The sequence below is a fragment of the Gordonia sp. (in: high G+C Gram-positive bacteria) genome (genome assembly GCF_012515855.1).
Lineage (GTDB): Bacteria > Actinomycetota > Actinomycetes > Mycobacteriales > Mycobacteriaceae > Gordonia.
Window position 1 is genome coordinate 1 of sequence record NZ_JAAYXO010000086.1, and the last position, 23103, is coordinate 23103.

General features: G+C 68.1%; 21 protein-coding genes and 1 pseudogene. 12 read left to right on the top strand and 10 right to left on the bottom strand.

Annotated elements, in window-relative coordinates:
* Together GX543_RS06565 and GX543_RS06570 are read right to left on the bottom strand one after the other, a co-directional pair.
* Positions 1–146 (bottom strand): annotated as a pseudogene (locus GX543_RS06565) (alcohol dehydrogenase); the annotation flags it as partial.
* Between the two features lie 76 nt (positions 147–222).
* Positions 223–1677 (bottom strand): aldehyde dehydrogenase family protein, encoded by a 1455-nt coding sequence (locus GX543_RS06570; protein ID WP_290850716.1) that lies wholly within the window; start codon positions 1675–1677, stop codon positions 223–225.
* 303 nt (positions 1678–1980) lie between these two features.
* On the opposite strand from GX543_RS06570, the gene GX543_RS06575 reads away from it, so the two are divergent.
* From GX543_RS06575 to GX543_RS06590, 4 genes are all read left to right on the top strand, one after another.
* On the top strand, positions 1981–3630 hold the full coding sequence (locus GX543_RS06575; protein WP_290850717.1) for a helix-turn-helix domain-containing protein: 1650 nt from the start codon (positions 1981–1983) through the stop codon (positions 3628–3630).
* A gap of 168 nt (positions 3631–3798) precedes the next feature.
* Positions 3799–4956, top strand: a complete 1158-nt coding sequence (locus GX543_RS06580) for an iron-containing alcohol dehydrogenase (protein ID WP_290850718.1) — start codon at positions 3799–3801, stop codon at positions 4954–4956.
* Between the two features lie 60 nt (positions 4957–5016).
* Positions 5017–6525 (top strand): CoA-acylating methylmalonate-semialdehyde dehydrogenase, encoded by a 1509-nt coding sequence (locus tag GX543_RS06585; RefSeq protein ID WP_290850719.1) that lies wholly within the window; start codon positions 5017–5019, stop codon positions 6523–6525.
* A 107-nt stretch (positions 6526–6632) separates the two neighbouring features.
* A complete protein-coding gene (locus GX543_RS06590; RefSeq protein WP_290850756.1) occupies positions 6633–6983 on the top strand; it encodes a hypothetical protein in 351 nt (116 codons plus the stop codon).
* An 11-nt stretch (positions 6984–6994) separates the two neighbouring features.
* Here the strand turns inward: GX543_RS06590 and GX543_RS06595 are convergent, their stop codons facing one another.
* Positions 6995–7948: a 4-hydroxy-3-methylbut-2-enyl diphosphate reductase gene (locus tag GX543_RS06595; protein ID WP_290850720.1), complete on the bottom strand. Its 954-nt coding sequence runs from the start codon at positions 7946–7948 to the stop codon at positions 6995–6997.
* A 34-nt stretch (positions 7949–7982) separates the two neighbouring features.
* On the opposite strand from GX543_RS06595, the gene GX543_RS06600 reads away from it, so the two are divergent.
* The 3 genes from GX543_RS06600 to GX543_RS06610 are packed head-to-tail and all read left to right on the top strand — an operon-like array spanning position 7983 to position 10319.
* Positions 7983–8717: a lipid droplet-associated protein gene (locus GX543_RS06600; protein ID WP_290850721.1), complete on the top strand. Its 735-nt coding sequence runs from the start codon at positions 7983–7985 to the stop codon at positions 8715–8717.
* A 55-nt stretch (positions 8718–8772) separates the two neighbouring features.
* Positions 8773–10095, top strand: coding sequence for an exodeoxyribonuclease VII large subunit (xseA, locus tag GX543_RS06605; protein ID WP_290850723.1), 1323 nt, complete (start codon positions 8773–8775; stop codon positions 10093–10095).
* On the top strand, positions 10092–10319 hold the full coding sequence (locus GX543_RS06610) for an exodeoxyribonuclease VII small subunit (RefSeq protein ID WP_290850725.1): 228 nt from the start codon (positions 10092–10094) through the stop codon (positions 10317–10319). Before xseA ends, GX543_RS06610 begins: the two co-directional genes overlap by 4 nt.
* A 45-nt stretch (positions 10320–10364) precedes the next feature.
* Here the strand turns inward: GX543_RS06610 and GX543_RS06615 are convergent, their stop codons facing one another.
* Positions 10365–10940, bottom strand: a complete 576-nt coding sequence (locus tag GX543_RS06615) for a DUF4245 domain-containing protein (RefSeq protein ID WP_290850727.1) — start codon at positions 10938–10940, stop codon at positions 10365–10367.
* Positions 10941–11046: 106 nt separating this feature from the next.
* On the opposite strand from GX543_RS06615, the gene glpX reads away from it, so the two are divergent.
* Positions 11047–12033 carry a class II fructose-bisphosphatase gene (glpX, locus tag GX543_RS06620; RefSeq protein WP_290850729.1) on the top strand — a complete coding sequence of 329 codons (987 nt, stop codon included), beginning with the start codon at positions 11047–11049 and terminating at the stop codon, positions 12031–12033.
* A 117-nt stretch (positions 12034–12150) separates the two neighbouring features.
* Here the strand turns inward: glpX and manA are convergent, their stop codons facing one another.
* The 3 genes from manA to GX543_RS06635 are packed head-to-tail and all read right to left on the bottom strand — an operon-like array spanning position 12151 to position 14987.
* Positions 12151–13386, bottom strand: coding sequence for a mannose-6-phosphate isomerase, class I (gene manA, locus GX543_RS06625; protein ID WP_290850731.1), 1236 nt, complete (start codon positions 13384–13386; stop codon positions 12151–12153).
* Entirely contained in the window at positions 13386–14498 is a 1113-nt protein-coding gene (locus GX543_RS06630) for a hypothetical protein (RefSeq protein ID WP_290850733.1), read from the bottom strand. The genes manA and GX543_RS06630 overlap by 1 nt, the downstream gene beginning before the upstream one ends.
* A 60-nt stretch (positions 14499–14558) precedes the next feature.
* Entirely contained in the window at positions 14559–14987 is a 429-nt protein-coding gene (locus GX543_RS06635; protein ID WP_290850735.1) for a DUF3499 domain-containing protein, read from the bottom strand.
* An 89-nt stretch (positions 14988–15076) separates the two neighbouring features.
* Here GX543_RS06635 and GX543_RS06640 point away from each other — a divergent pair, with 89 nt between their 5' ends.
* Positions 15077–15586, top strand: a complete 510-nt coding sequence (locus tag GX543_RS06640) for a metallopeptidase family protein (RefSeq protein ID WP_290850737.1) — start codon at positions 15077–15079, stop codon at positions 15584–15586.
* Positions 15587–15652: 66 nt separating this feature from the next.
* Here the strand turns inward: GX543_RS06640 and GX543_RS06645 are convergent, their stop codons facing one another.
* On the bottom strand, positions 15653–15928 hold the full coding sequence (locus GX543_RS06645; protein WP_290850746.1) for a WhiB family transcriptional regulator: 276 nt from the start codon (positions 15926–15928) through the stop codon (positions 15653–15655).
* A 359-nt stretch (positions 15929–16287) separates the two neighbouring features.
* On the opposite strand from GX543_RS06645, the gene cofD reads away from it, so the two are divergent.
* Genes cofD through GX543_RS06660 form a run of 3 tightly spaced genes read left to right on the top strand, consistent with a single transcriptional unit; the run spans position 16288 to position 19225 of the window.
* Positions 16288–17292: a 2-phospho-L-lactate transferase gene (gene cofD / locus GX543_RS06650; protein ID WP_290850739.1), complete on the top strand. Its 1005-nt coding sequence runs from the start codon at positions 16288–16290 to the stop codon at positions 17290–17292.
* 5 nt (positions 17293–17297) lie between these two features.
* Positions 17298–18653, top strand: coding sequence for a coenzyme F420-0:L-glutamate ligase (locus tag GX543_RS06655; protein ID WP_290850748.1), 1356 nt, complete (start codon positions 17298–17300; stop codon positions 18651–18653).
* Positions 18650–19225, top strand: a complete 576-nt coding sequence (locus GX543_RS06660) for an NUDIX hydrolase (RefSeq protein WP_290850741.1) — start codon at positions 18650–18652, stop codon at positions 19223–19225. The genes GX543_RS06655 and GX543_RS06660 overlap by 4 nt, the downstream gene beginning before the upstream one ends.
* Here GX543_RS06660 and GX543_RS06665 read toward each other — a convergent pair.
* Together GX543_RS06665 and glgC are read right to left on the bottom strand one after the other, a co-directional pair.
* Positions 19209–21836 carry a multicopper oxidase domain-containing protein gene (locus GX543_RS06665; protein ID WP_290850742.1) on the bottom strand — a complete coding sequence of 876 codons (2628 nt, stop codon included), beginning with the start codon at positions 21834–21836 and terminating at the stop codon, positions 19209–19211. The genes GX543_RS06660 and GX543_RS06665 overlap by 17 nt on opposite strands.
* Positions 21837–21864: 28 nt before the next feature.
* Complete coding sequence (glgC, locus tag GX543_RS06670; RefSeq protein ID WP_290850744.1) at positions 21865–23082, bottom strand: glucose-1-phosphate adenylyltransferase; 1218 nt, start codon at positions 23080–23082, stop codon at positions 21865–21867.
* Positions 23083–23103 lie beyond the last annotated feature (21 nt).

Consider the following 23103-nt stretch of genomic DNA (forward strand, 5'->3'; position numbering starts at 1 on the left):
CCGATCGCGATGTGCACGTCCGAGTGGCACAGACCGCCGTACTGGTACTGGATGAGGACCTCGTGCGGGCCCGGCTTGGCCAGGGTGAGTTCCTCGATCTCGATCGGCTTGCCCGGTTCGACGACGACTGCTGCGAGGGTTTTCATGAGTGTTCCTTCTGTGGGGTTGACGAGCGCACCGAAGCCGGTGCGCTCAGATGGGGCGAGAGCTGATTGGGGTGGGTCAGGACCGCTTGAGGTTCACGACGTGAACGTCGACGAACCCTTCGATGCCGATGCGGCCGAACTCGGCGCCGAGGCCGGACTGCTTGATACCGCCGAACGGGACGTCGGGGGTCAGCTGGAAGTGATGGTTGACCCATGAGGTGCCAGCCTCTAGACGGCCGGCGACGGTGATGGCTCGCTCGATGTCGGTGCCCCACACGGACGCACCGAGCCCGTACGGAGTGTCGTTAGCACGGGCGATCGCATCGTCGACGTCGTCGTATCGAAGAACCGAACGAATCGGAGCGAACGTCTCCTCGCGGATCAGCGGGCTGTCCTCGTCGACGTCGCGAACCAGGGTCGGCTCGACGTAGTAGCCGGGCCGGTCGAGCGTCTGGCCGCCCACGACGACCGTTCCGTGCTCGTGCGCCAAGGCCAGGCTCGCGCGGGCCTTCTCGAACTGCGTGGCGTTCTGCACCGGGCCGAGTCGGGTCTGCTCGTCGAGCCCGTGCCCGACGGTCAGCGCCGACGTGCGTCGGGCGAGCGCCTCCACCAACTGCTCGTAGATCGACGACGGTGCATAGATCCGCTTGATCGACACGCACACTTGGCCGCCGTTCGCGTACGCCCAGGTGCAGAGCCCCTCGGCGGTCTTCTCAATGTCGGCGTCGTCGAGCACGATGGCCGCGTCGTTGCCGCCGAGTTCGAGCGTCAGTCGCTTGAGCGTGGGACCGCACGCCTCCATCACGCGGCGGCCGGTGACGGTGGAACCGGTGAACGACACCTTGTTGATGCCCGGGTGCGAGGTGAGCTGCGCACCGAGGTCGCCCGCATCGCCGACCACGTTAAACACGCCGGCCGGGATCACATCGCGCACCAGTTCAGCGAAGTGCAAGGTCGCCAACGGCGTGGTGGGCGACGGCTTCAGGACCATCGTGTTGCCGACGATCAGCGCCGGAGCCAGCTTGTAGAGGGCTTGGAAGAGCGGGAAGTTCCAAGGGGTGATCGCGCCGACCACGCCGACCGGCCGCTTGCGCAGTTCCACATACCCGTTCTCGTCGTCATGCAGGACTTCGGTCTCGAGGCGGTAATCGGCGAAGTGCCGAGTGAAATCGATCGACCAGCTGACGTCGTCACGAGCCTGCGCGATCGGCTTGCCCTGCTCCAGGGTGGTCAGCCGCGCCAGCGTTTCATGGTGCTCGACGAGCACGTCGGCGACTCGGTGCAGGATCGCTCCGCGCTCGACGACGCTGAGCGCCGCCCAACCGGGGAGAGCGCGCCGTGCAGCAGCGACCGCTTCGTCCAACTGCTCGGTCGATGCTGCGGGAGTGGTGGCCACCTGCTCGGCCGTACCCGGGTCGAGCACTGCGACGTCGGTGGCGCCATCGACGAGCCGCCCGTCGATCAAGTGGCTGTATTTCTTGGTCGCCAGGTCGAACCCCAGTCCAGGGGTCGGGGCGATGAGTGAGGTCATCACAATCCTCTCGATGTGAAGTGCCGCCGGCACGGGGAAGGTCGCCTCGAAATTCGGGCCGCGGGACCCGGGGAGCGGGTCCACCGGAAGCACCGGGAGGTCGACGCAATTCAGTCTTGCGTCGTGCGTCACACCTATCTGTTCGGTATCCGTACACACCGAAACCTGTGAGCGGGACCACCCGCGGTGCGGCTATGGTGATTGCCATCGCAAGTGATGGCATTCACACTCCGTGTCGGGTGCCACTCCAACTACACGCGTACGTCCAACCCGTGTCAGCGGGAGATCGAGAGGTCGTATCCGATGAAAGACAACGTCACAGACGCGCTTGCGTCGCTCACGACGAGCCGTGCAAACCGCCTCCTGCACGCTTCCTGGAAGCGGTCGCGCCAGTACGGTCTCGATCCCTCCAAGCCGATGGATCCCCCGACCGCCGGCGACGTTGACACAGCGAGCAGGCTGTTTCGCGCCGCCGCGCCGGTATTGCACCGGATTCGCACCGGAATCGACGGCGAACGCCTCTCGGTGATGCTCGTCGGCGCACAGGCCGAGATGTTGACCACGGTGAACGGATGCCGACAGATCGACACCGTCGTCGAGCGGATCGGCGCCACCCCGGGCGCGGTGTGGCGCGAGGACACCACGGGCACCAATGCGCTGGCGACCCCCTTCGAAACGCGAAGCCCCTTGTTCGTGCGCGGCAACGAGCACTACATGGAGGGCCTGCACGGCTACAGCTGTTACGGCAGACCGATCTTCAACCCGCTCAACGGTCACCTGATCGGCGTACTGGATGTCATGAGCGTCGCCGGTGCCGAATCCAGCCTGATGCGACCTTTCATCGACTCGGCGATCGCCGAAATCGAAAAGAACATCCAGGACACCGCGGGCACTCGCACCCACTCGGTTGTCCGCGCCTTCGAGGATGCCGCCCGCCATCCGGCGGCGATGATCGTGGCCGTGTCCCGCTCCATGGTGCTGCAGAGTTCGATGGCGGCCCGCACCCTGTCCGACACCGATGTCGCGGCGTTGCAGCAACTCGCCGATGGCGTGCACGGCACCGCCCGCACCGAGTACGAGCTGACCAGCGGGCAGACCGCCCAGGTCGAAATGGAGTCCATCGAAGGGTCGGATGCGGTACTAATCCGACTACGAACGCGACAGCGCCCAGCAGCGGTACCGCGGGCCTCCTCACCGTTGCGGCGACGAATCCGCGTGCAGCAGTGGATCGATGACGTCCAGGGCGGCACCGGCTCCGCGGTGATCGTCGGCGAACCCGGCAGCGGACGGACAACCGCCCTCGGCGAGGTCGCTGCAGGTTTCACCGTGCGTGCGATCGACGGCCGCAACGCGGATCCCGCCGATGTCGAGGAAGAGTTGCGCTCGTTAGGCTGCGGGGCGTTCCCCGAGGCCCTCACCATCGACAATCTCGATCTGCTCTCGAAAACAGCGCGGGATCTCATCGAGAATCTTCTGGTCTGCGGGCTGCCGCGGATCTTGGCCGCCACGTCGGTCCCCAGTGACACCGACCATGCCCGACTCCTCGATCTGTTCGACGATCGGCTGGTTCTCCCTACGCTGCGCGATCAACGCTCGGAGCTGCTCAGCACGCTCAACGAAATCGCAGGCCCGGGCGTTCGGTACCGGTTCACATCGCAGGCGACGCGGGTCCTGGAGTCGTACTCGTGGCCGGGCAATCATCGGGAGCTGGCGACGGTGCTGCGCTCCTTGGCGCGGTCCCGCGGAACGCTCATTGACGTCGCCGATCTCCCGATTGAGCTGCGGATGAAGGCCACGACCAAGCAGATGACGCCGTGGCAGCAGGCCAGCTGTGACGCGATCATGCGAGCGATGGAGATCTACCACGGCAACAAGGCCCATGCGGCCGACTATCTGGGGATCAGCCGCAGCACGCTGTACCACCACATCAAGGAGTACGGGATCATCGTGTAATCCCTTTATCCCCTTTCACCTGCGGAGATCTTCGCCGGTTCACGGGTGGCGCAGACGCGCGAACCGCCGTGCAAACGTGCACAGAAGTGTGTGCAGTTGGCCGTTGTCGGGCCGCACGGGCTCGGGCAGAGTCACAAGCGACCCCATACCCGACCAGAGGCCCTCCACATGTCTAACGTCATCGCCCTGCCACGCGTCCTGCGGATCGGCGCCGGCGCATTGAACGATCTGTCCGTACTCCTGACCGACCTCGGTTGCCGCCGACCGCTGATCGTGACCGACGAATTCCTGACCTCCACCGGCGCCGTCGCACGTCTCGGTCAGTCGCTCGCAGCGGCCGGCATCGAGTTCAGCGTCTTCGATCGCGTCGTCCCTGATCCGACGACCGACTCGTTGCGGCCCGCTGTCGACATGGCTCGCGCCGACGGCTGCGACGCGGTCGTCGGCTTCGGTGGCGGCAGTTCACTCGACACGGCCAAGGCCGTCGCGCTCCTGGCCACCACCGATCGGCCGATGCGAGACTTCAAGGCGCCGACATCCACCGACCAGCCGTTGCTGCCGCTCGTGGCCATCCCGACCACGGCGGGCAGCGGCTCGGAGGCCACCCGATTCACGGTCATCAGCGACTCGGAGACCGGTGAGAAGATGCTGTGTCCCGGGCTGGCATTCCTGCCGACCGCCGCGATCATCGACTACACGCTGACCATGTCGATGCCACCGCGGCTCACCGCCGACACCGGTATCGACGCGCTGACTCACGCGGTGGAGGGATACGTGAGTGTCAAGGCCAATCCGTTCAGCGACGGGTTCGCACTCACCGCGATCTCGACGATCGCTTCCTGCCTGCGCAGTGTCTACCGCGACGGGTCGAACGAGCCGGCCCGCGAGCAGATGATGCTGGCGGCCACGCAGGCCGGTATCGCGTTCTCCAACTCGAGTGTCGCGTTGGTGCACGGCATGAGCCGCCCCCTCGGCGCCCACTTCCACGTCAGCCATGGGCTCTCGAACGCGATGTTGTTCCCGGCCGTCGCCGAGTTCTCGCTTCCCGGTGCTCGTTCCCGCTATGCCGACTGCGCTCGCGCCTACGGTGTGGCCGACGACGGAGTGTCCGACGAAGTCGCGGGCGAACGTTTCGTCGACGAGCTGCGGCGCCTCAATCACGACCTGGCCGTACCGTCCCCGCGGACGCTGGGCGTCGACGCCGAGCGCTGGTCCGCCCTGTTGCCGACCATGGCCGAGCAGGCGCTGGCTTCCGGCTCGCCCCAGAACAATCCGGTGGTCCCGACCGCCGACGAGATCTGCGAGATCTACCGCCGTATCTACTGATCGTCGTCACGCGCCCTGAATCCTTCCTTTCCCTTCCCTTCCACCTCTGAGGAGTTCCCCATGTCTTCCACTGCCATCACCGTGGACACCGTCGGCCACTGGATCGAAGGCCGCGTCGTCGATCCAGACGCTCCCGACGCCACCGACGTCTACTGCCCGGCCAACGGTGAGGTCACCAAACGCGTACCGGTCGGCTCCCGCGGCGACGCCGAGGCAGCCGTCACTGCCGCCGCACGTGCCTTCGACGCGTGGGCGGCCACTCCGGCGCACGTCCGAGCACGCGTCATGTTCACCTTCCGCGAGAAGATGCTCGCCGACATCGACCGGCTCGCGGCGATCATCTGCGACGAGCACGGCAAGGTACTCGACGACGCCAAGGGCGAACTGCAGCGAGGCATCGAAGTCGTCGAGTTCGCCTGCGGCATCCCCGAACTGATGAAGGGCGAGTTCACCGAGAACGTCGGAACCGGCGTCGACGGCATGTCCCTGCGCAAGCCACTCGGCCCGGTGGTCGGTGTGGTGCCGTTCAACTTCCCCGCAATGGTCCCGATGTGGATGTTCCCGGTGGCGCTGGCGTGCGGCAACACCTTCGTCCTGAAGCCGTCGGAGAAGGTGCCGACCCTGGCCATGGAGATGGCGGCGATGCTCACCGAGTCGGGGCTGCCGGACGGGGTATTCAACATCGTGCACGGAGGCCGAGAGGTGGTCGACACCCTGATCACCGATCCGCGTGTCGAGGCGGTCAGCTTCGTCGGATCCACTCCGGTCGCCGAGCACGTCTATCGAACCGGCACTGAGGCCGGGAAGCGTGTGCAGGCGCTCGGCGGCGCCAAGAACCATCTCGTGGTCATGCCCGATGCGGACGTGGAGAACGCGGTGAACGCGCTAATGGGCTCGGCGTTCGGATCGGCGGGCGAACGGTGCATGGCGATCTCCGTCGTGGTCGTCGTCGGCGACGAGGTGGCCCACGCGATCCGCGAGCGGCTGGTCGAACGGATAGCTGAGCTGCGCGTCGGCCCCGGTACCGAGCCCGGAGTGGAGATGGGCCCGCTGGTCACGCGGGAGCATCGCGAGCGAGTGATGTCGTACTTGGCGGCTGGCGAGAACGAAGGTGCCGAGCTCGTGGTCGATGGCCGGAACGGGATCCTCGAGGAGGGGTTCTTCCTCGGCGCGTCGCTGTTCGACCACGTCACGCCCCAGATGAAGATCTACCGCGAGGAGATCTTCGGACCCGTCCTCGCCATTGTCCGCGTGAACTCGTTCTACGAAGCCCTCCAGTTGGTCAACGACCACGAGTTCGGCAACGGCACCGCATTGTTCACCGCCGACGGTCGTGCCGCCCGAACGTTCATCTCGCAGGTACGCGCGGGCATGGTCGGCATCAACGTGCCGATTCCCGTCCCGATGGCGTTCCACTCGTTCGGCGGCTGGAAGCGTTCACTCTTCGGCGATCACCACGTCCACGGCCAGGAAGGCGTGCGCTTCTACACCCGCTACAAGACCGCGACGGTCAGGTGGCCCGAGGCAGGGGCGGCACCGACCGAGTTCGCCATGCCGACAAATGGCTAGCATTGGGACCCACCACACAACAGGGGCGGCACCGACTCGGTTCCGCCCCTGTTGCAGGTGTACGTACGCCCGCCGGAGCGCGTCGCGCACGTCACGCATTCACATCCGTGTCAAGCGCACCCGTCTACCTCGTCCATGACCATGTGCAGATCGAATTCCGGGGCGTCGGAGTGCAGGAAGTGCACGACCACACGCTCCCCGACGAAGGGGTTCGGGCCACCGGTGCTGACGGTCGGTGCGGTCGACGGTACCGGGCACCCGCGGCGTTCAGCCTCCGCGGACCGTGGATCGGCGTCGCCGCGCCGGGAACCGACATCGTGTCCCTGGCGCCCGGCGAAGGCCGAGCACGCCTCATCGGCGGCGGGATCATCAACCTCGTCGCGGCACCTCGCCCGCCCCGAAGTCGAGCGAAGACGCGGACGACCGCGACTGCCTGGCTGGTGCGCCGCAGGCGGTGAGCCCCGACGCGTCAGCGGTTGGTGCGCGCCGCCCGCAACTCGCGCGGGAGCGAGAAGGTGAGTGTCTCCTCCGCGGTGGTGACGGTCTGGACGTCGCCGTAGCCGTGCTCGGCGAGCAGATCGAGGACGCCGCGAACCAGGACCTCGGGCACCGAGGCACCGGAGGTCACGCCGACGGTGGTGACGCCGTCGAGCCACGCGACGTCGATGTCGCGCGCGTAGTCCACGAGGTACGACGCCTGCGCGCCGTTCTGCAATGCGACCTCCACCAGCCGCTGCGAGTTCGACGAGTTCTGCGAACCGACCACGATCACCAGATCACACTGCGGCGCCATCGCCTTGACCGCGACCTGACGGTTCTGGGTGGCGTAGCAGATGTCGTCCGACGGCGGATCGTTCAGTTCGGGGAACCGCTCGCGCAGCCGACCGACGGTCTCCATCGTCTCGTCCACCGAGAGGGTGGTCTGCGACAGCCAGATGACGCGCGATTCGTCGCGGACCGTCACGTTGTCGACGGCGTCGGGGCCGTCGACCACCTGAATGTGAGCCGGGGCCTCGCCCGCGGTGCCTTCGACCTCTTCGTGGCCCTCGTGGCCGATGAGGACGATGTCGTAGTCGTCGCGGGCGAATCGCTTCGCCTCCTGGTGAACCTTGGTGACCAGCGGGCAGGTCGCGTCGATGGTGCGCAGACTCCGCTCGGCGGCCGTCTTGTGCACCTCGGGCGAGACGCCGTGCGCAGAGAACACCACGATGGCGCCCTCGGGCACCTCGTCGGTCTCGTCGACGAAGATCGCACCGCGTTCGATCAGAGTGTCGACCACGTGCCGGTTATGCACGATCTCCTTGCGGACGTAAACCGGGGCGCCGTGCTTGTCGAGGGTCCGCTCGACTGTTTCCACGGCCCGGTCGACGCCTGCACAATATCCACGGGGCGACGCGAGAAGGACGCGCTTACTATCAGCCATAAGCCCCAGCGTACGTCTGTGAGACAGTAAATACATGAGCCGTACCCCGTACCCCGCCCGCGTGGCCGCCGGTCTGGTCGCCACGACCATCGAAGAAACCCGCAAACTGCCCACGCGCGTCATCACGCTGCCGATGAGTGCGGTCAGTCGTTCACTGCAGGCGGGCATGCGTCTTCAACAGAACATCGCCGAGCTCGCGATCAAGGGTGATGAGTTCCTCGCACCGTTCTGCGACAAGGCCGACGAGCAGCCGGAATGGGCTCGTTTCGACGAGGACGAGGTCGCAGCGGACACCTCCGCGCCGCTGCTCGCCGATGCGCCGGCGACGCTCCCCACGGAGCCTGCCCGCAAGGCCGTCGACGCATCTGCCGCACCGGCCAAGAAGCCTGCCCCGGCGACGACCGCGCCCGCTGCCGAACCCGACGCCAAGTCCGTCGCCGATGAGAGCAAAGGCACACCCACCAACGGCACCGCACCGTCGGGAAGCGGACGATTCGCCCTGTACAGTTCGGCGCCCGCGGGCCTCGAGCCCGGCGACACCGGAACCTCGGCCGACGATGCCGACGGCCCCCTCCCCGAGACCGTCGAGGCCCTCGACTACCCGCACCTGACGTTGGCCCAACTGCGCGCCAAAGTCCGCGGCCTGGGCACCGACGAACTGAGCGAGCTGCTGGCGTTCGAGAAGGCCGGGCGCAACCGCACCCCGTTCGTCACGATGATCGACAACCGGATCGCGAGCCAGCAGAAGAAGTCGGAATCCGCCCAATAGGAACTCGACCAGTACCAATTGAAACAGTAGGTAGCCAGCCGGTGAGGTCGTCCCAGTGAGCCAAGCTGCGCCCGACCAAGCGAACAGCGCCGAGAACCCGTGGCCGGTCCGGACCATCAGTTTCAAGATCGCCGACTGGATCCACCGACTCGGACAGATCTGGGTGGAGGGTCAGCTCACCCAGATCAACCATCGTCGCGGCACGCGGACGGCGTTCCTGACGCTGCGCGATCCGGCCGCGGACATGTCCCTGTCGGTGACATGCGATCCGATCCTGCTCGAACGAAGCCCCGTCCCGCTGACCGAGGGCTCCCGCGTCGTGGTCTACGGTCGACCGAGTTTCTACACGGGACGAGGGACGCTGTCCCTGCGGATCACCGACATCCGGCCCGTCGGGATCGGTGAGCTCCTGGCCCGGATCGAGCGGGTCAAAGCCCTGCTCGCCGCCGAAGGACTGTTCGATCCCCGGCGCAAACGTCCGCTCCCCTTTCTGCCGCACACCGTCGGCTTGATCTCCGGGCGCGCCAGCGCCGCACAGCGCGACGTCATCGCCGTCGCCTCGGCTCGCTGGGAAGCAGTCCGCTTCGACGTTCGCGACACGCCGGTCCAGGGGCCGACCGCGGTCCCGGCAATTGTCGAGCAACTCCGGCTGCTCGACGACGACCCGCGGGTCCAGGTGATCGTGATCGCGCGCGGCGGCGGCAGCGTGGAGGATCTGCTGCCGTTCTCGGACGAGACGCTGCTGCGCGCCGTCGTCGACTGTCGGACTCCGGTCGTCAGCGCGATCGGTCACGAACCCGACAACCCGTTGCTCGACCTCGTCGCCGACGTCCGCGCCGCGACGCCGACCGACGCCGCCAAGCGAGTGGTTCCCGACGTGACCGCCGAACTCGCGGCCATCGCCGACATTCGACGACGCACCGCCAACGCCCTGCGCAACTGGGTGCATCGCGAGGAGCGGGTGATCGACGGACTGCGGTCCCGGCCGGTCCTCGCACACCCGCTGCGGATGATCGACGACCGCCAGGACCGCGTCGACGCCGCCGTCCGCGACATCCGCCGGAGCGTCCGACACCAACTCACCGTCGAAGAGCACCTCACCCACCGACTCGCGGCTCAGCTGGCCACTTTGGGGCCGGCACAGACCCTGGCCCGCGGCTACGCCGTGGTGCAGCGCACCGACATCGACCACCCGCACGCGGTGCGTTCGACCGAGGAACTGCCCGCGGGCGCGACGGTCCGCATCCGCGTGGCCGACGGGTCGGTGGCCGCCGAGATCACCGCCGAGACACCCGCCATGCACGAGCCTGCCGCCATAGACACCGCTGCCGAAGACCCTGCCGCCACAGACACCGCTGCCGAGGAGAACCCCCGATGACCGAAGCCGACAAGACCGTGCCCGTCGCCGAACTCGGCTACGAGCAGGCCCGCGACGAGTTGTCGACCGTGGTGACCACGCTGGAGCGGGGTGGTCTCGGCCTCGACGAATCCCTCGCCCTGTGGGAGCGCGGCGAGGCCCTCGCCACACGCTGCACCGAGCACTTGGAGGGTGCCCGCGGTCGCATCGAGGCGGCGCTCAACGTCGACGACGACGAAGACTGACCGGCGCAATCGCCGACCCTGAACCGCGCCGGGCCGGACGGTCGATCAGGGACGGTTGCGGTTGGCGGGCAGCGGCTGGGCGGCGACGACCGCCTTGGCCAGGATGTCCATCGTGGCGTCGCGGCCGCGACTGACGACACCGATGCGCACGTCGCCCAGATCGGTGATCCATGCGCGACGCTCGCCCTCCCCGGTGTACTGCACCCAGGGGTGGCCGTCGATGTCGCGGACACCGGCGCCGGTCGCCGACTCGGCCAACAGCTTGAAGACCAGCTCGTCCTCGGTGGCCGCGGTCTGCGTCAGCTGCACGTAGACGCCGTCCGGCGTGATCCATCCGACGTTGCTCGCGAGGCTGTTGCCGATCTGTGCGGTGGAACCGGAGTTCGCCTTCCAGTCGGCAGGCACCTCGGGTTGCCGGATCGGGAAGGGCATGGTGTCCGCATCGGCCTGCAGACCGGCCTTGACGTCGAAAGTCGGCACGTTCTGGTGCGTGGCCGAATCGCCGAAACCCCACGAACAGCTGCCGCTGACACCTGCGACCACCAGTGCGATCACCATCAGCGGGATCAGCGACCAGATGAGGTCTTTTCCATCGTGGAGAATCCGGGGTTTGTCGGCCATGCCGTCGAGTATCGCAGCCGAGGACTGCCCCCAGCCAATCGTCTCCCCCGCGCATGAAATAATTGGTTCCTGACCTATCAAGGTTCGCAACGAGACTGGAGTCCGCATGACCAAGCAAGCCCCCGACCGCAACCTGGCCATGGAACTGGTCCGAGTCACCGAGGCCGCGGCGCTCGCCGCCGGTCGCTGGGTCGGCCGCGGAAACAAGAATGCGGGCGACGGCGCCGCGGTGGACGCCATGCGCGACCTGCTGTCGACCGTCTCGATGCGCGGCACCGTCGTGATCGGCGAGGGCGAGAAGGACGAGGCCCCGATGCTGTACAACGGCGAGGTCGTGGGCAACGGCGAGGGCCCTGAGGTCGACGTGGCCGTCGACCCGATCGACGGCACCACGCTGATGGCCGAAGGCCGCCCCAACTCGATCGCCGTCATCGCGGTCTCCGAGCGCGGCACCATGTACGACCCCTCCGCGGTGTTCTACATGAACAAGATCGCCGTGGGTCCGGCGGCCAAGGGCGCCATCGACATCGAGCAGTCGGTGGAGTGGAACATCAACTCGGTCGCAGCGGCCAAGGGCATCGACGTCGCCGATCTGACCGTCGTGATCCTGGACCGTCCCCGCCACGAAGGTCTGATCCAGGAGATCCGCGAGGCGGGCGCCAAGATCCGCCTGATCTCCGACGGCGACGTCGCTGGCGCCATCGCCGCAGCCGGCGAGTACAGCACCGTCGACATGCTGATGGGCATCGGCGGCACCCCCGAGGGCATCATCAGCGCCGTCGCGATGAAGTGCATGGGCGGCGAGATCCAGGGCAAGCTGTGGCCGCAGAACGACGCCGAGCGCCAGAAGGCGATCGACGCGGGCCTCGACCTCGATCAGGTCCTCACCAACGACGTCCTGGTGCGCGGCGAGAACTCGTTCTTCTGCGCCACCGGCGTCACCAACGGCGACATGCTGCGCGGGGTCACCTACCGCCCCAACGGTGCGACCACCCGTTCGCTGGTCATGCGCTCCAAGTCGGGCACCATCCGCACCATCGAGGCCGTCCACCAGACCTCCAAGCTCCGCGAGTACGCGCGCCTCGACATCTAGGCGTCGCATCCTTGACAGCGCTCGGCCCCCGAACTGATTTTCTCGAATCGGTTCGGGGGCCGAGAGTTCTTTGCGGGGAGGTCGACCCGCGCCTGACCGGGCGTCTGACGCGGTCGGTCAGATGTCCGGCACGATCGCCCGGAAGAACACCGCATTCGTGGAATCCGCCCGGACGATGACGTCGGGGTCGGAGTCGGCGAGCCACACGGCGTCGCCCGGGCCCGCGTGAATCGACTCGCCGCCGACGGCCTCCACCACGATGCGGCCCGAGATGACCGCGAGCACCTGGGGGCCGGGCATGTCGAAACTGATCGACTGCGGCGCGTGCAACCCGGTGCCGTCGAGTTCCACGCGCGAGAGCCGGAACTCCGATGCGGGCGTCAGGTAGACCCGTTCGGCGCCCAGGGTGTGCGTCTGCGACATCAGCTGCGCCAGGGTGACCGGATGGAAGTCCAGGACGCGCAACAGCTCCGGCACGTCGATGTGCTTGGGAGTCAACCCGCCGCGGAGCACATTGTCGGAGTTGGCCATCAGCTCCACGGCCGTGCCGTGCAGGTAGGCGTGCAGATTTCCAGCCGACAGGTAGAGGCACTCCCCCGGCTGCAGGTGAATGCGGTTCAACAGCAGCGACGCCAGCACCCCGGGATCGCCGGGATATGCGTTCCCCAGTTCCAGCAGTGAACGCAGCTCCAGCGTGAAACGACTGTCGCCGTCGCTCAGCACCCGCACGGCGCCGTCGAGCACCTCGGGCACCAGCCCACCGATCACCGACTCGGGCAAGGTGAGCCAGGTGGTGAACAACGCGCGCAACCCGTTCTCGTCGGGTTGCTCCGCGAGCATGCCGAGGTACGGATCCAGCACGGGAACGGCGAGCTCCTGCAGCAGCGCCACCGTGTCCTGTGGATCACGGAAACCGGCGAGCGCGTCGAACTCGGTGATCGCCACCACGAGTTCCGGCTTGTGCGACGGGTCCCGGTAATTCCGTTCGGGATCGTCCATCGCCAGCCCGGCGGCCTCCTCGCGTTCGAATCCGGCGATCGCCTGCTCGAGCGAAGGGTGCGCCTGCAGCGAGAGGGGTTCCTGCGCAGCGAGGATCTTGAGGAGATACGGCAGTCGCGGACCGAACTTCTCCGTGGTCTCCGCCCCCAACTGCCCCAGCGGATCGGACTCGATCAGACTGAGCAGGTCGCGCGGACCCTCCTCGTCGCAGATGCGAGCGGGTGACGCCGGGTGCGCCCCGAACCACAGTTCGGCCTCGGGGTGCGCAGAAGGACTCGGTGTGCCGCGCAACTCGGCGAGTGCGGTACGCGATCCCCACGCGTACGGTCGCACCACTCCAGCCAGCAGCTTCATCAGGCCGCTTCTCCCATCAATCGAATGAACACCGCAGCCAATTCTGTACGCAGTGCCAACACCAGGTAGGCGGCGAGGTCGGCGGGCGCATCGGTCAGCGGTTCCCCCAGGCCGATCGCCGGTTCGCCGAGCGTATCGGCATCGGTGACCTGTTCGGCGATCACCGCCACATCGGAGTAACCGGACATCCGCCGCTCGGCGTGCCAGTTGCGACCCGACGTCGTGAACAGGATGCCGCGGATTCCCGTCGCGCGCGGCGGGTCGAAATCCGGGTCGTAGAACAGGTCGTCGACCGGCGCCGCGTGGGGCGCACCGTCGCGCAGGCGCGCCACCAGGCCGGACTCCGACGACGGGTGGGTCACCACCCCGGCCACGCCGAACACGGTCGCCGAAGCATGCGACGCCAGGGTGACGGCGCCGGGCGTGTCGCCGGCCCAGACCACCGACCGGTCGACGGTCCGCATGGCGAGCAGTTTCGCTTGGTTGTGAAAGCTCTCGTGCGAGGGATGATCGGCCGAGGCCTCGTCGTCGAGTCGGTCGGCCAGATCGGCCAGATCGGGAGGCGCGGGCGCCAGTCGAACCTCGGTGAGCGCGAGGCAGACCGCGGTCAGCGCGGCCACGAATCGGCAGAAGCCGAACCGCGCGTCGACCACGAGTCGGGGCGAGAGGTCGATGATCTGCTGATCGCCGATCGCGTCGAGCAGCGGGCCTTCGATCGGGACGGCGACCACGAGCTCCGCACGGCGGCGCAGGGCACGCATCGCGGCATCGCCGAGGGCGGGGTCTCCCGCGTCGCCGCCTGCGATGACGACGACGTCGAGCGGCCCGATCCAGCCGGGCAGCGCCGGCGCCGACACCAGCGGCACGTCGATGCGCGCCGCGATGGTCGCGACGACGAGATCGGCAGCGCGGTGCGCGACGGAATCAGACCCGGTGACGAAGACGACCGCGCGCGGCCGGAAGTCCGACAACCGCGCCAGCACGCCTTCGGCCTGAGCTTGGGACACCGAGCGGACACCCGCTCCGGCCATCGCCGCGGCTCGCAGCAACCCGTCACGGTCGGCGGCGAGCAGACCGTCGACATCGTCGAGGTCAATAGTCAACGCAGACATGCATCCAGCCTAGTGTTCGCTCGTCCCGAACGGGACAGGAGCAGGATTGCCGTCAATCAGTCAGTCGACCGGGTCCGGGAGCACGCGCAGATGTCCGCGGCGTCCGGGCCGCGGCGCGACTGCCGGCGACGTTGGCGGATGAGGCTGGGCGCGGTGACGACCGCGCGGGAAATCGTCGAGGTCGGCGTTGGCGAGGAAGCCGGCCCGCGAACCACGGGAACCGACCGCGGCCTCTCGGACCGCCTCGGCCAGTGCGGTCAAGTCCTGGTCTTCGACCGGCTGCTTGAAGCGGCTCTCGCTGCGCAGCATCTCCCAGCCGACAGGCACGGTGATCCGGTCCGCGTGCTGCGAACACAGGTCCCACGAATGGGGTTCGTCGGACGCCGACAGGGGGCCGATCACGGCTGTCGACTCGGCGTAGACGAAGGTCAGAGTCGCCACGGCGATACGCGAACAGCCGGGCCTGCAGCACTGACGAGGGACACTCACGTCGATCAGCCTATCGCCTCCGCGCTCGCGTCGGACAATCGACACGCGCTGGACGTTCCCTCGCATCGGTGGACACTAGGATGGCGGATATGGCCTACCGACTGGTTCCGATGCGGTCAGGACGCGAACTCCTCACTCCGCCATCCCGGCGTCAGCGCAATCGTCGTGGCCGCGGTCTGCGCGGACCGCTGATGCCACCGACCCTGCCCGCCCACAAGACGCGCGCCGACCGCTTCGACGCCGCCGCCGTGGACGCCTTCTCGGAGATCGAGTCGCGCTGGCACGACCACCTCGTGGAACTCGACGTGGCCGTCGACGACATCCCGCGCATGCTGCCGCGCAGCGACGATCCGGTGCAGTGGCCGGACGAGGTGACCGCCGACGGGCAGGTGCCCCTCGCGCGCTTGATCCCGGCGGGAATCGACACGACCGGACGCCCGACGCGCGCCCAGGTGATCCTCTTTCGCCGACCGCTGGAACTGCGGGCGCAGGACGCCGACGATCTTCCGGAGATCCTGCACGAGGTGCTCGTCGAACAGGTCGCGACCTACCTCGGAGTCGACGAAGAGACCATCGAGGACGGACCCGAAGACGACTGAACCGGCCTCGCGGCGATCGGAGGAGGTGTCCGATCGCAGAGAGGCCGGTTCAGGTGAAAGTTCAGCTCAGATGATGCCGCGCTTGATGCGACGACGCTCCCGTTCGGAGAGTCCGCCCCAGATACCGAAGCGTTCATCGTTGTGCAGCGCGTATTCGAGGCATTCGGCCTTGACCTCACAGCCCTGGCAGATGCGCTTGGCCTCGCGCGTGGAACCGCCCTTCTCGGGGAAGAACGCTTCCGGATCGGTCTGAGAGCAGAGTGCACGGTCCTGCCACTCGTCTTCAACCGCATCGAATAACTCGTCGAAGTCGTTCGGCACCACCGAAAGATGGCGATTCATAGGTGAAAAACTGATCGGGTCAGCACCACTGCCCGCTTCCAAAGTCATCCGGCACCTCCCTGCTCGCAGACTTGATTTACTCCCCGTGACCAGACCCAAGTCCCCAAGTTGACCCGAGCCCAGTATGCGCACCAAAGATCATCGATAGAAACAATCAAATGACACTGGTGTGATTAGACATGCTCGGCACCATCGCGGTCAAGCGGAAACCGAAGATTCATTCCTACCACTGACCTAGGACAATCCCGCACACGCCCGACAAATCGCTATGTGCTTCGGCGTGTCGCAGACGGCCGGGCAACCCGGCTCGCGGTGCCGCGAAACGGCACCTGGGCGACCGGTCACTAGAGTGGGTCTCTGTGAAGGTGACGGTACTCGTGGGCGGCGTCGGTGGCGCCCGTTTTCTGCAGGGCGCGCGCGAAGTTTTCGGACGCACGCCATTTCCTCGGCTCCCCGACGACCCCGACGGGCCCAACACGGTGACCGCGGTGGTCAACGTCGGCGACGACGCCTACATGCACGGCGTCCGCATCTGCCCTGACCTGGACACCTGCATGTACACGCTCGGCGGCGGGATCGACCCCGAGCGCGGCTGGGGCCATCGCAACGAGACCTGGAACGCCAAGGAGGAGCTCGCCGCCTACGGCGCCGATCCCGACTGGTTCGGCCTCGGCGACCGCGATCTGGCAACGCACCTCATCCGCACGCAGATGCTCGACGCCGGCTACCCGCTCTCCGATGTCACAGCTGCCCTGAGCCGCCGCTGGCAGCCCGGCGTTCAACTGTTGCCCGCGAGCGATCAGCGCCACGAAACGCACGTGGTGATCGACAAGCCCGACGGCACCGACGGGGAGCGCGTCGCGATTCATTTCCAGGAATGGTGGGTCCGCTACCGCGCCCAGGTGCCGACGCACGGCTTCGCCCAGGTGGGCCGGGACGAGGTGAAACCCGGACCGGGCGTCCTCGAGGCCATCGCCGACGCCGACATCATCTTCCTGGCACCCAGCAATCCGGTCGTCAGCATCGGTGCCATCACCTCGGTCGCCGGCATTCGCGGCGCGCTGCGCCAGACCGGCGCGCCGGTGGTCGGCATCAGCCCGGTGATCGACGACAAACCGCTGCGCGGCATGGCCGACTCGTGCCTGTCGGTGATCGGCGTCGAGAGCTCCGCGCAGGGCATCGCGGAGTACTACGGGGCCCGCAGCGGCAACGGCATCCTCGACGGTTGGCTCATCGCCGACGGCGATCACGCGGAGGTCGACGGGATCGCCATCGGCTCCGCACCGCTGCTGATGTCCGACCCGACGGCGACCGCCGACATGATCCGCGCCGCGGCCGCCCTCGTCGGGGTGAGCACCCCGTGACCCGCTTGACCGATCGCCGCGCGGCCGATCATCGGGCCCGGGAAGGCCTGCAGATTCTGGCCGTGACCGGGCTCGGCGAGTTCGGCCCCGACAGCGATCTCGCCGCCGAGATCGTCGCCGCCGCTCCGTGGATCGCCGACGGTGACGTCCTGGTGGTCACCAGCAAGGTGTTCTCCAAGACCGAAGGCCGGATGGTCGCCGCGCCGACCGATCCCGAGGAGCGGGACGCCTTCCGCCGCAAGCTGATCGACGACGAGACGGTCCGCATCGTCGCGCGCCGCAACCGGACGCTCATCACCGCCAACCGCAACGGTCTGGTGCAGGCGGCTGCGGGGGTCGACGGCTCCAATGTCCGCACCGATCAGATCGCCCTCCTTCCCCTCGATCCCGACGCGAGCGCCGCGGGTCTGCGCGCTCGCCTCGCCGACGAGTTCGGACTGTCGGTGGCGGTCATCGTCACCGACACCATGGGCCGCGCCTGGCGGACGGGACAGACCGACGTGGCGATCGGGGCCTCCGGCATCGCGGTGAGCCACGGCTACGACGGCGTGGACGACGACTACGGCAACACCCTGATGGTCACCGACATCGCGGTGGCCGACGAACTCGCCGCGGCGGCCGACCTGGTGAAGGGCAAGCTCGACGGCGTACCCGTCGCGGTGGTGCGCGGGATGGCGCTGCACGACGACGGCAGCACCGCCCGCGATCTGGTCCGCGACCTCGACGACGACATGTTCCGCCTCGGTGTCGAGGAAGCCCTCGCGCAGGGCCACCGCGAGGCGCTGCTGACCCGCCGCTCGGTCCGCCGATTCGACCCCCGCCCGGTGGCCGACGAGACGATGCGCGCGGCGTTCGCCGACGCGCTGACCGCTCCCGCCCCGCACCACACGCATCCCGTTCGGTTCCTGTGGCTGCGCGACCCGGAGCGCCGGCAGCGGCTGCTCGACGCCATGGCGCAGGCGTGGCGGGCCGATCTCGCCGCGGATGCGAAGACCCCCGAGTCCATCGCCAAGCGCGTCTCCCGCGGTCAGATCCTGTACGACGCACCGGAACTGGTGATTCCGGTGATGACCGGCGAGGGGATGCACGACTACCCCGACGAGCGCCGCAACGCCTGCGAGAACACCATGTTCACCGTCGCCGGCGGGGCGGCCGTCGCCGGTCTGCTGGTGGCACTCGCGGCTCGCGAGGTCGGCAGCTGCTGGGTGGGGTCGACGATCTTCGCCGCCGACGTGGTCCGCGCCGAACTCGACCTCCCCGCGCACTGGCAGCCGCTCGGCGCCGTCGCCGTCGGCCACCCCGAAACACCGGCGGGACTGCGCGCACCCGCCGACATCGACGGATTGGTGATGGAACTGTGAACGCCCTGCACGCCGCGGCGACCGCCGCGCTGACCGAGTGGTCGGCTCCGGACCCTGAGCAGGATTCGATCCGCCACGCCTACCTGGCCTTCCTCGCAGCCGCCGACACCGGCTGTCAGCGTGCTTGCGAGGCCGGGCATCTCACTGCGTCGGTGGTCGTCTTCAACGCGGAGCTCAGCCACGTGCTGCTGACGCTGCACCCGCGCGTCGGCAAGTGGCTGCAACTGGGTGGGCACTGCGAGCCCGAGGACGCAACGCTGGCCGCCGCTGCGCTGCGCGAGGGCCTCGAGGAGTCCGGGTTGCCGTCGCTGACCCTGACCGCCGGACCCGTCCAACTGCACACGCATCCGATCACCTGCTCGCTCGGCGTTCCCACCCGCCACCTCGACGTCCGGTTCGCCGCGGTCGCCGACCCGACGGCCGACGGCTCGCTGCCGGCGATCGCGATCAGCGACGAATCGACCGACCTCGCCTGGTGGCCGATCGACGCGCTGCCGGAGAACGTCGACCTCGAGTCGGTGCCGAGTCTGATCGCGATGGGGCGGACCGCGTTGGCTACCGCACCGCGATGATCCCGTGCGCTCCCCGCTCGGCGTCGACCATCACGTGCGAGATGAACGGATAGCTGCCGGGTTCGCCGAAGACGAGTTCGACGAACCCGCCCTGCGCCGCGGCGAGATCGAGCACCTGGCTGCCGCCCGACTGCGCGTCGCCTTGCCTTAACCGATAGGCGCCTTCCTTCCACACGGTGTCGAACTGTCCGCCGACCACGTGGAACGCCGTGCCGCGGTTCGGCCCCGCCGCCAGCACCCAGATCCGCACGCGTTCGCCGACTCGCGCAGTCAGCGGACGGTGGTCGTACTGGTTCGCGTAGCCGTTGAAGACCACCAGATCCGGGCGCTCGGCGCCGATCCGGTCCGGATCGGCGGTCCCGTCCGGGCCGCCGAGGAACACCTCGGACTGGACCAGGAGATACTCGCGGTCCACGGCGGGCAGGTCGGGTGGGTCGATGATCACCGCACCGAACATGCCGTTGGCGATGTGCGTCGACATCGGCATCGTCGAGCAGTGATAGAGCCACACGCCGCTGCGGGTCGCGGTGAACCGGTACTGCAGCGACTGGCCGGGCTCGATGGTCCGCATGGGGCGGTCCGGCGCCAGTGCACCGGCGTGGAAGTCGATCGAGTGTCCGGCCGACGCCCCGTTGACCAGGGTGATCTCGAAGACGTCGCCGACCTTCCCTCGCAATGTGGGACCGGGAGCGCCACCGCGGTAGACCCCGTCGGGTCCGACGACCCCGTACGGCCACTGGGTGACGGTGATCCCGGGCGCCACCGGGTTCTCCACGTCGCGTACCTCGAGCGTCATGCGGTGCACCCGCTCGGTGGGCGTCAGCGGCGCGCGCGGATCGCGCGCGACGAAGTCCGGCCCCGGGGCCGCCCCGATCCGGACCGGCGCACGGCCGTCGACCCCGGCGGACGAAGAGGACGGCGAAGCATCCGCCCCGCCGACCGCCTCGACGTCGAACACCATGCCCATCTGCCGGTGTCCGGGAAGCGAGCACCAGCCCTGTTCGGAGGCGCCGATGACCCCGGCGTCGACCGACGCGGACTCACCGGGGGCCAGTCGCGGCGTCCGACTGCCGTTCGGCATCACCAGATCGTGGGTCTGGTCGCCGGTGTTGGTCAGCTCGACGACGAGCCGGTCGCCCCGCGGCACCTCGACGCGGTCGGGGACGAAGCGCATGCCGCGGACGGTCACCTCGACCGTCGTCGTCTGCCCGGTCGCCACGACCCGATCGGTCGTCGACGAGAACCACCGCTCGACGACCACACCGATCGCGGCGACCACGACCACCGCCGCGACCCCCGCGGCGAGCGATCCCAGGACCACGCGCGGACTCCGCTGCGTGGGGCGCGGACGCGGACCGTCGGTCGGCACCGGGCGGACGGCTTTGACCGCCGCCCAGACCACCAGCGGAACGAAGCTCGCGAACGCGATCACGGCGACCGCGCCCGCCCAGCGGGCCGCCGGACCGGACCACGGCAGCACCCACGCCAGCAGACCCGCGTTGGCCGCACCGACGCGCACCGGGCCCGCGATGTCGAGGACCCGCATCGCCTGCTGGGTGGCCGACGGCTTCTTCCCCAGCACCACGGGGATCAGATAGCTCAGCGCGCCGAGCAGCACCTGCGCGAGGAAGCCGCCGAGGAGCGCCGGGGTCAGCGCGTCGAGCCGCTGATAGGCCGCGGCCCAATCGGGCGCGGTCGCATATCGGACGGCCAGCACCACCAGCACGACGAGCAGCCAGAGCACGCCCGCGAGCACGGAGAGGGCGTCGAATCCGGTCGGCTTCTTCCGCCGGATCTCGTCGACGTGCGGCGCCAACGCATACGCGGCGGCGACGGCGTACAGGGCGATGCCGATCGCAGCGACCGCCACCAGCCCGACGAGCGTGCCGATCACGACCACCGCGACCGCCCCGCAGAGCATCGGCAGCCCGGCCTTGGCCGCTCGTTCCACCCGCTCGCCCATCCGGGTCCGGAGAATAGTCGGCCACAGCGTCACCAGCGTGCCGATGACGGTGATTCCGATCCAGCCCAACAGGTTCAGGCCTGCGTGGGCGACCGCCAACCGATCGTGCCAGTCCCCGCTGAGCGGCCGCGCCACCGTCGCGCCGAGCACGATCCCGACGAGGAGGAAGGCAGCCGCGGCGACGTAGTACCGAACCATCACCGCAAAACGCGACGACAGTGCTCGCCGAAGGCGACCCCAGAGCGCAACGCCATGCCAGGCGACGGCGACGAAGGCGAGCGTCGCTCCGGCGACGATCGCACCCCATGTCCCAAGGCCCCATGTCCCAGTGCCCCATATCCCAGTGCCCCATATCCCAGTGCCCCACACCCCGTATCCGAGGATCACCGTCACTGCTCCGACATTGAACAGCAGCAGCCGCACGGCCTGGGCGCGGCGATTCTCGGTGTGCGACAGATGCAGCACCGACTCGGTGAAGTACCAACTCCAGATCAGCACGGCATTGCTGGCCGCGCCGAGGCCGAGCAGGTGGATCATCAGCCACCCCGACGCGGGCACCGCGTCCCGAGCGACGACCACCGCCACGAGCGCGACCAACCAGCCCAGTACCGGAAGCCCGACGCGAAGGTTCCACTTCTGCAGGTTCATCGCGACACCGACCGAGCCGACGCGTGCGTCAGTCGACGATCTGATTCTTTCCGACGGTCACGATGCCGCCCGGCGAGACCACGAAGCGGTCGCGGTCGTGCTCGAGGTCCACCCCCAGCTGGCCTCCGTCCACGATCCGCACGTTCTTGTCGAGGATCGCGTTGCGGACCACGGCGTTCTTGCCGATGCGCACACCGGGCATCAGCACGCTGCCCTGGACCACGGCGCCCTCATCGATGAAGACATTGTTCGACAGCACCGAGCCGTGCACGGTGGCTCCGGCGATCACCGTGCCCGCGCCGACCACCGAGTCGTTGGCGGTGCCGCCGCGGACGAACTTCGCGGGCGGCAGATGGCTGGTCTCGCCGCGGATCGGCCAGCGCTTGTTGTACAGGTTGAACACCGGGTTCTCCGACACCAGGTCCATGTGCGCGTCGTAGAACGAGTCGAGTGTCCCGACGTCACGCCAGTACCCCCGGTCGCGCTCGGTCTGGCCGGGGACCACATTGTCGTTGAAGTCGTAGACATACGCCTCGCCGCGCGCCACGAACGCCGGGATGATATCGCCGCCCATGTCGTGGTCGGAGTCGGGGTCGGCGGCGTCGGTCTTCAGCATCTCCACCAGTGCGTTCGCGGTGAAGACGTAGTTGCCCATCGAGGCGAACGTGACGTCCGGATCGTCGACCGTTCCCGGCGGATCGGCCGGCTTCTCGATGAACTCGGTGATCTTGTTGTCCGGGTCGGCGTCGATGCAACCGAACGCGACCGCCTCGGCACGCGCCACGCGAATGCCTGCGACGGTGACCGCGGCGCCGGAGGCGATGTGCGCCTCCACCATCTGCGCCGGATCCATGCGATACACGTGGTCGGCGCCGAAGACCACGATGTAGTCCGGCTCCTCGTCGTAGATCAGGTTCATCGACTGATAGATCGCATCGGCGCTGCCGGTGTACCAGCGCGGGCCGAGCCGCTGCTGCGCCGGGACCGGCGTGATGAACTCCCCGTGAAAACCCGACGACCACCAGGTCTGCGAGATGTGCTTGTCGAGCGAATGCGATTTGTACTGCGTCAGGACGCAGATCTGCTCGTAACCGCCGTTCACCAGGTTCGACAGCACGAAGTCGATCAGCCGGTACGCGCCGCCGAACGGGACGGCGGGCTTCGCCCGGTCCATGGTCAGCGGATAGAGCCGCTTGCCTTCACCGCCGGCGAGGACGATCCCGAGAACATGCGGTTGTGATCTCACAGATCAAACATATCCGCCCGC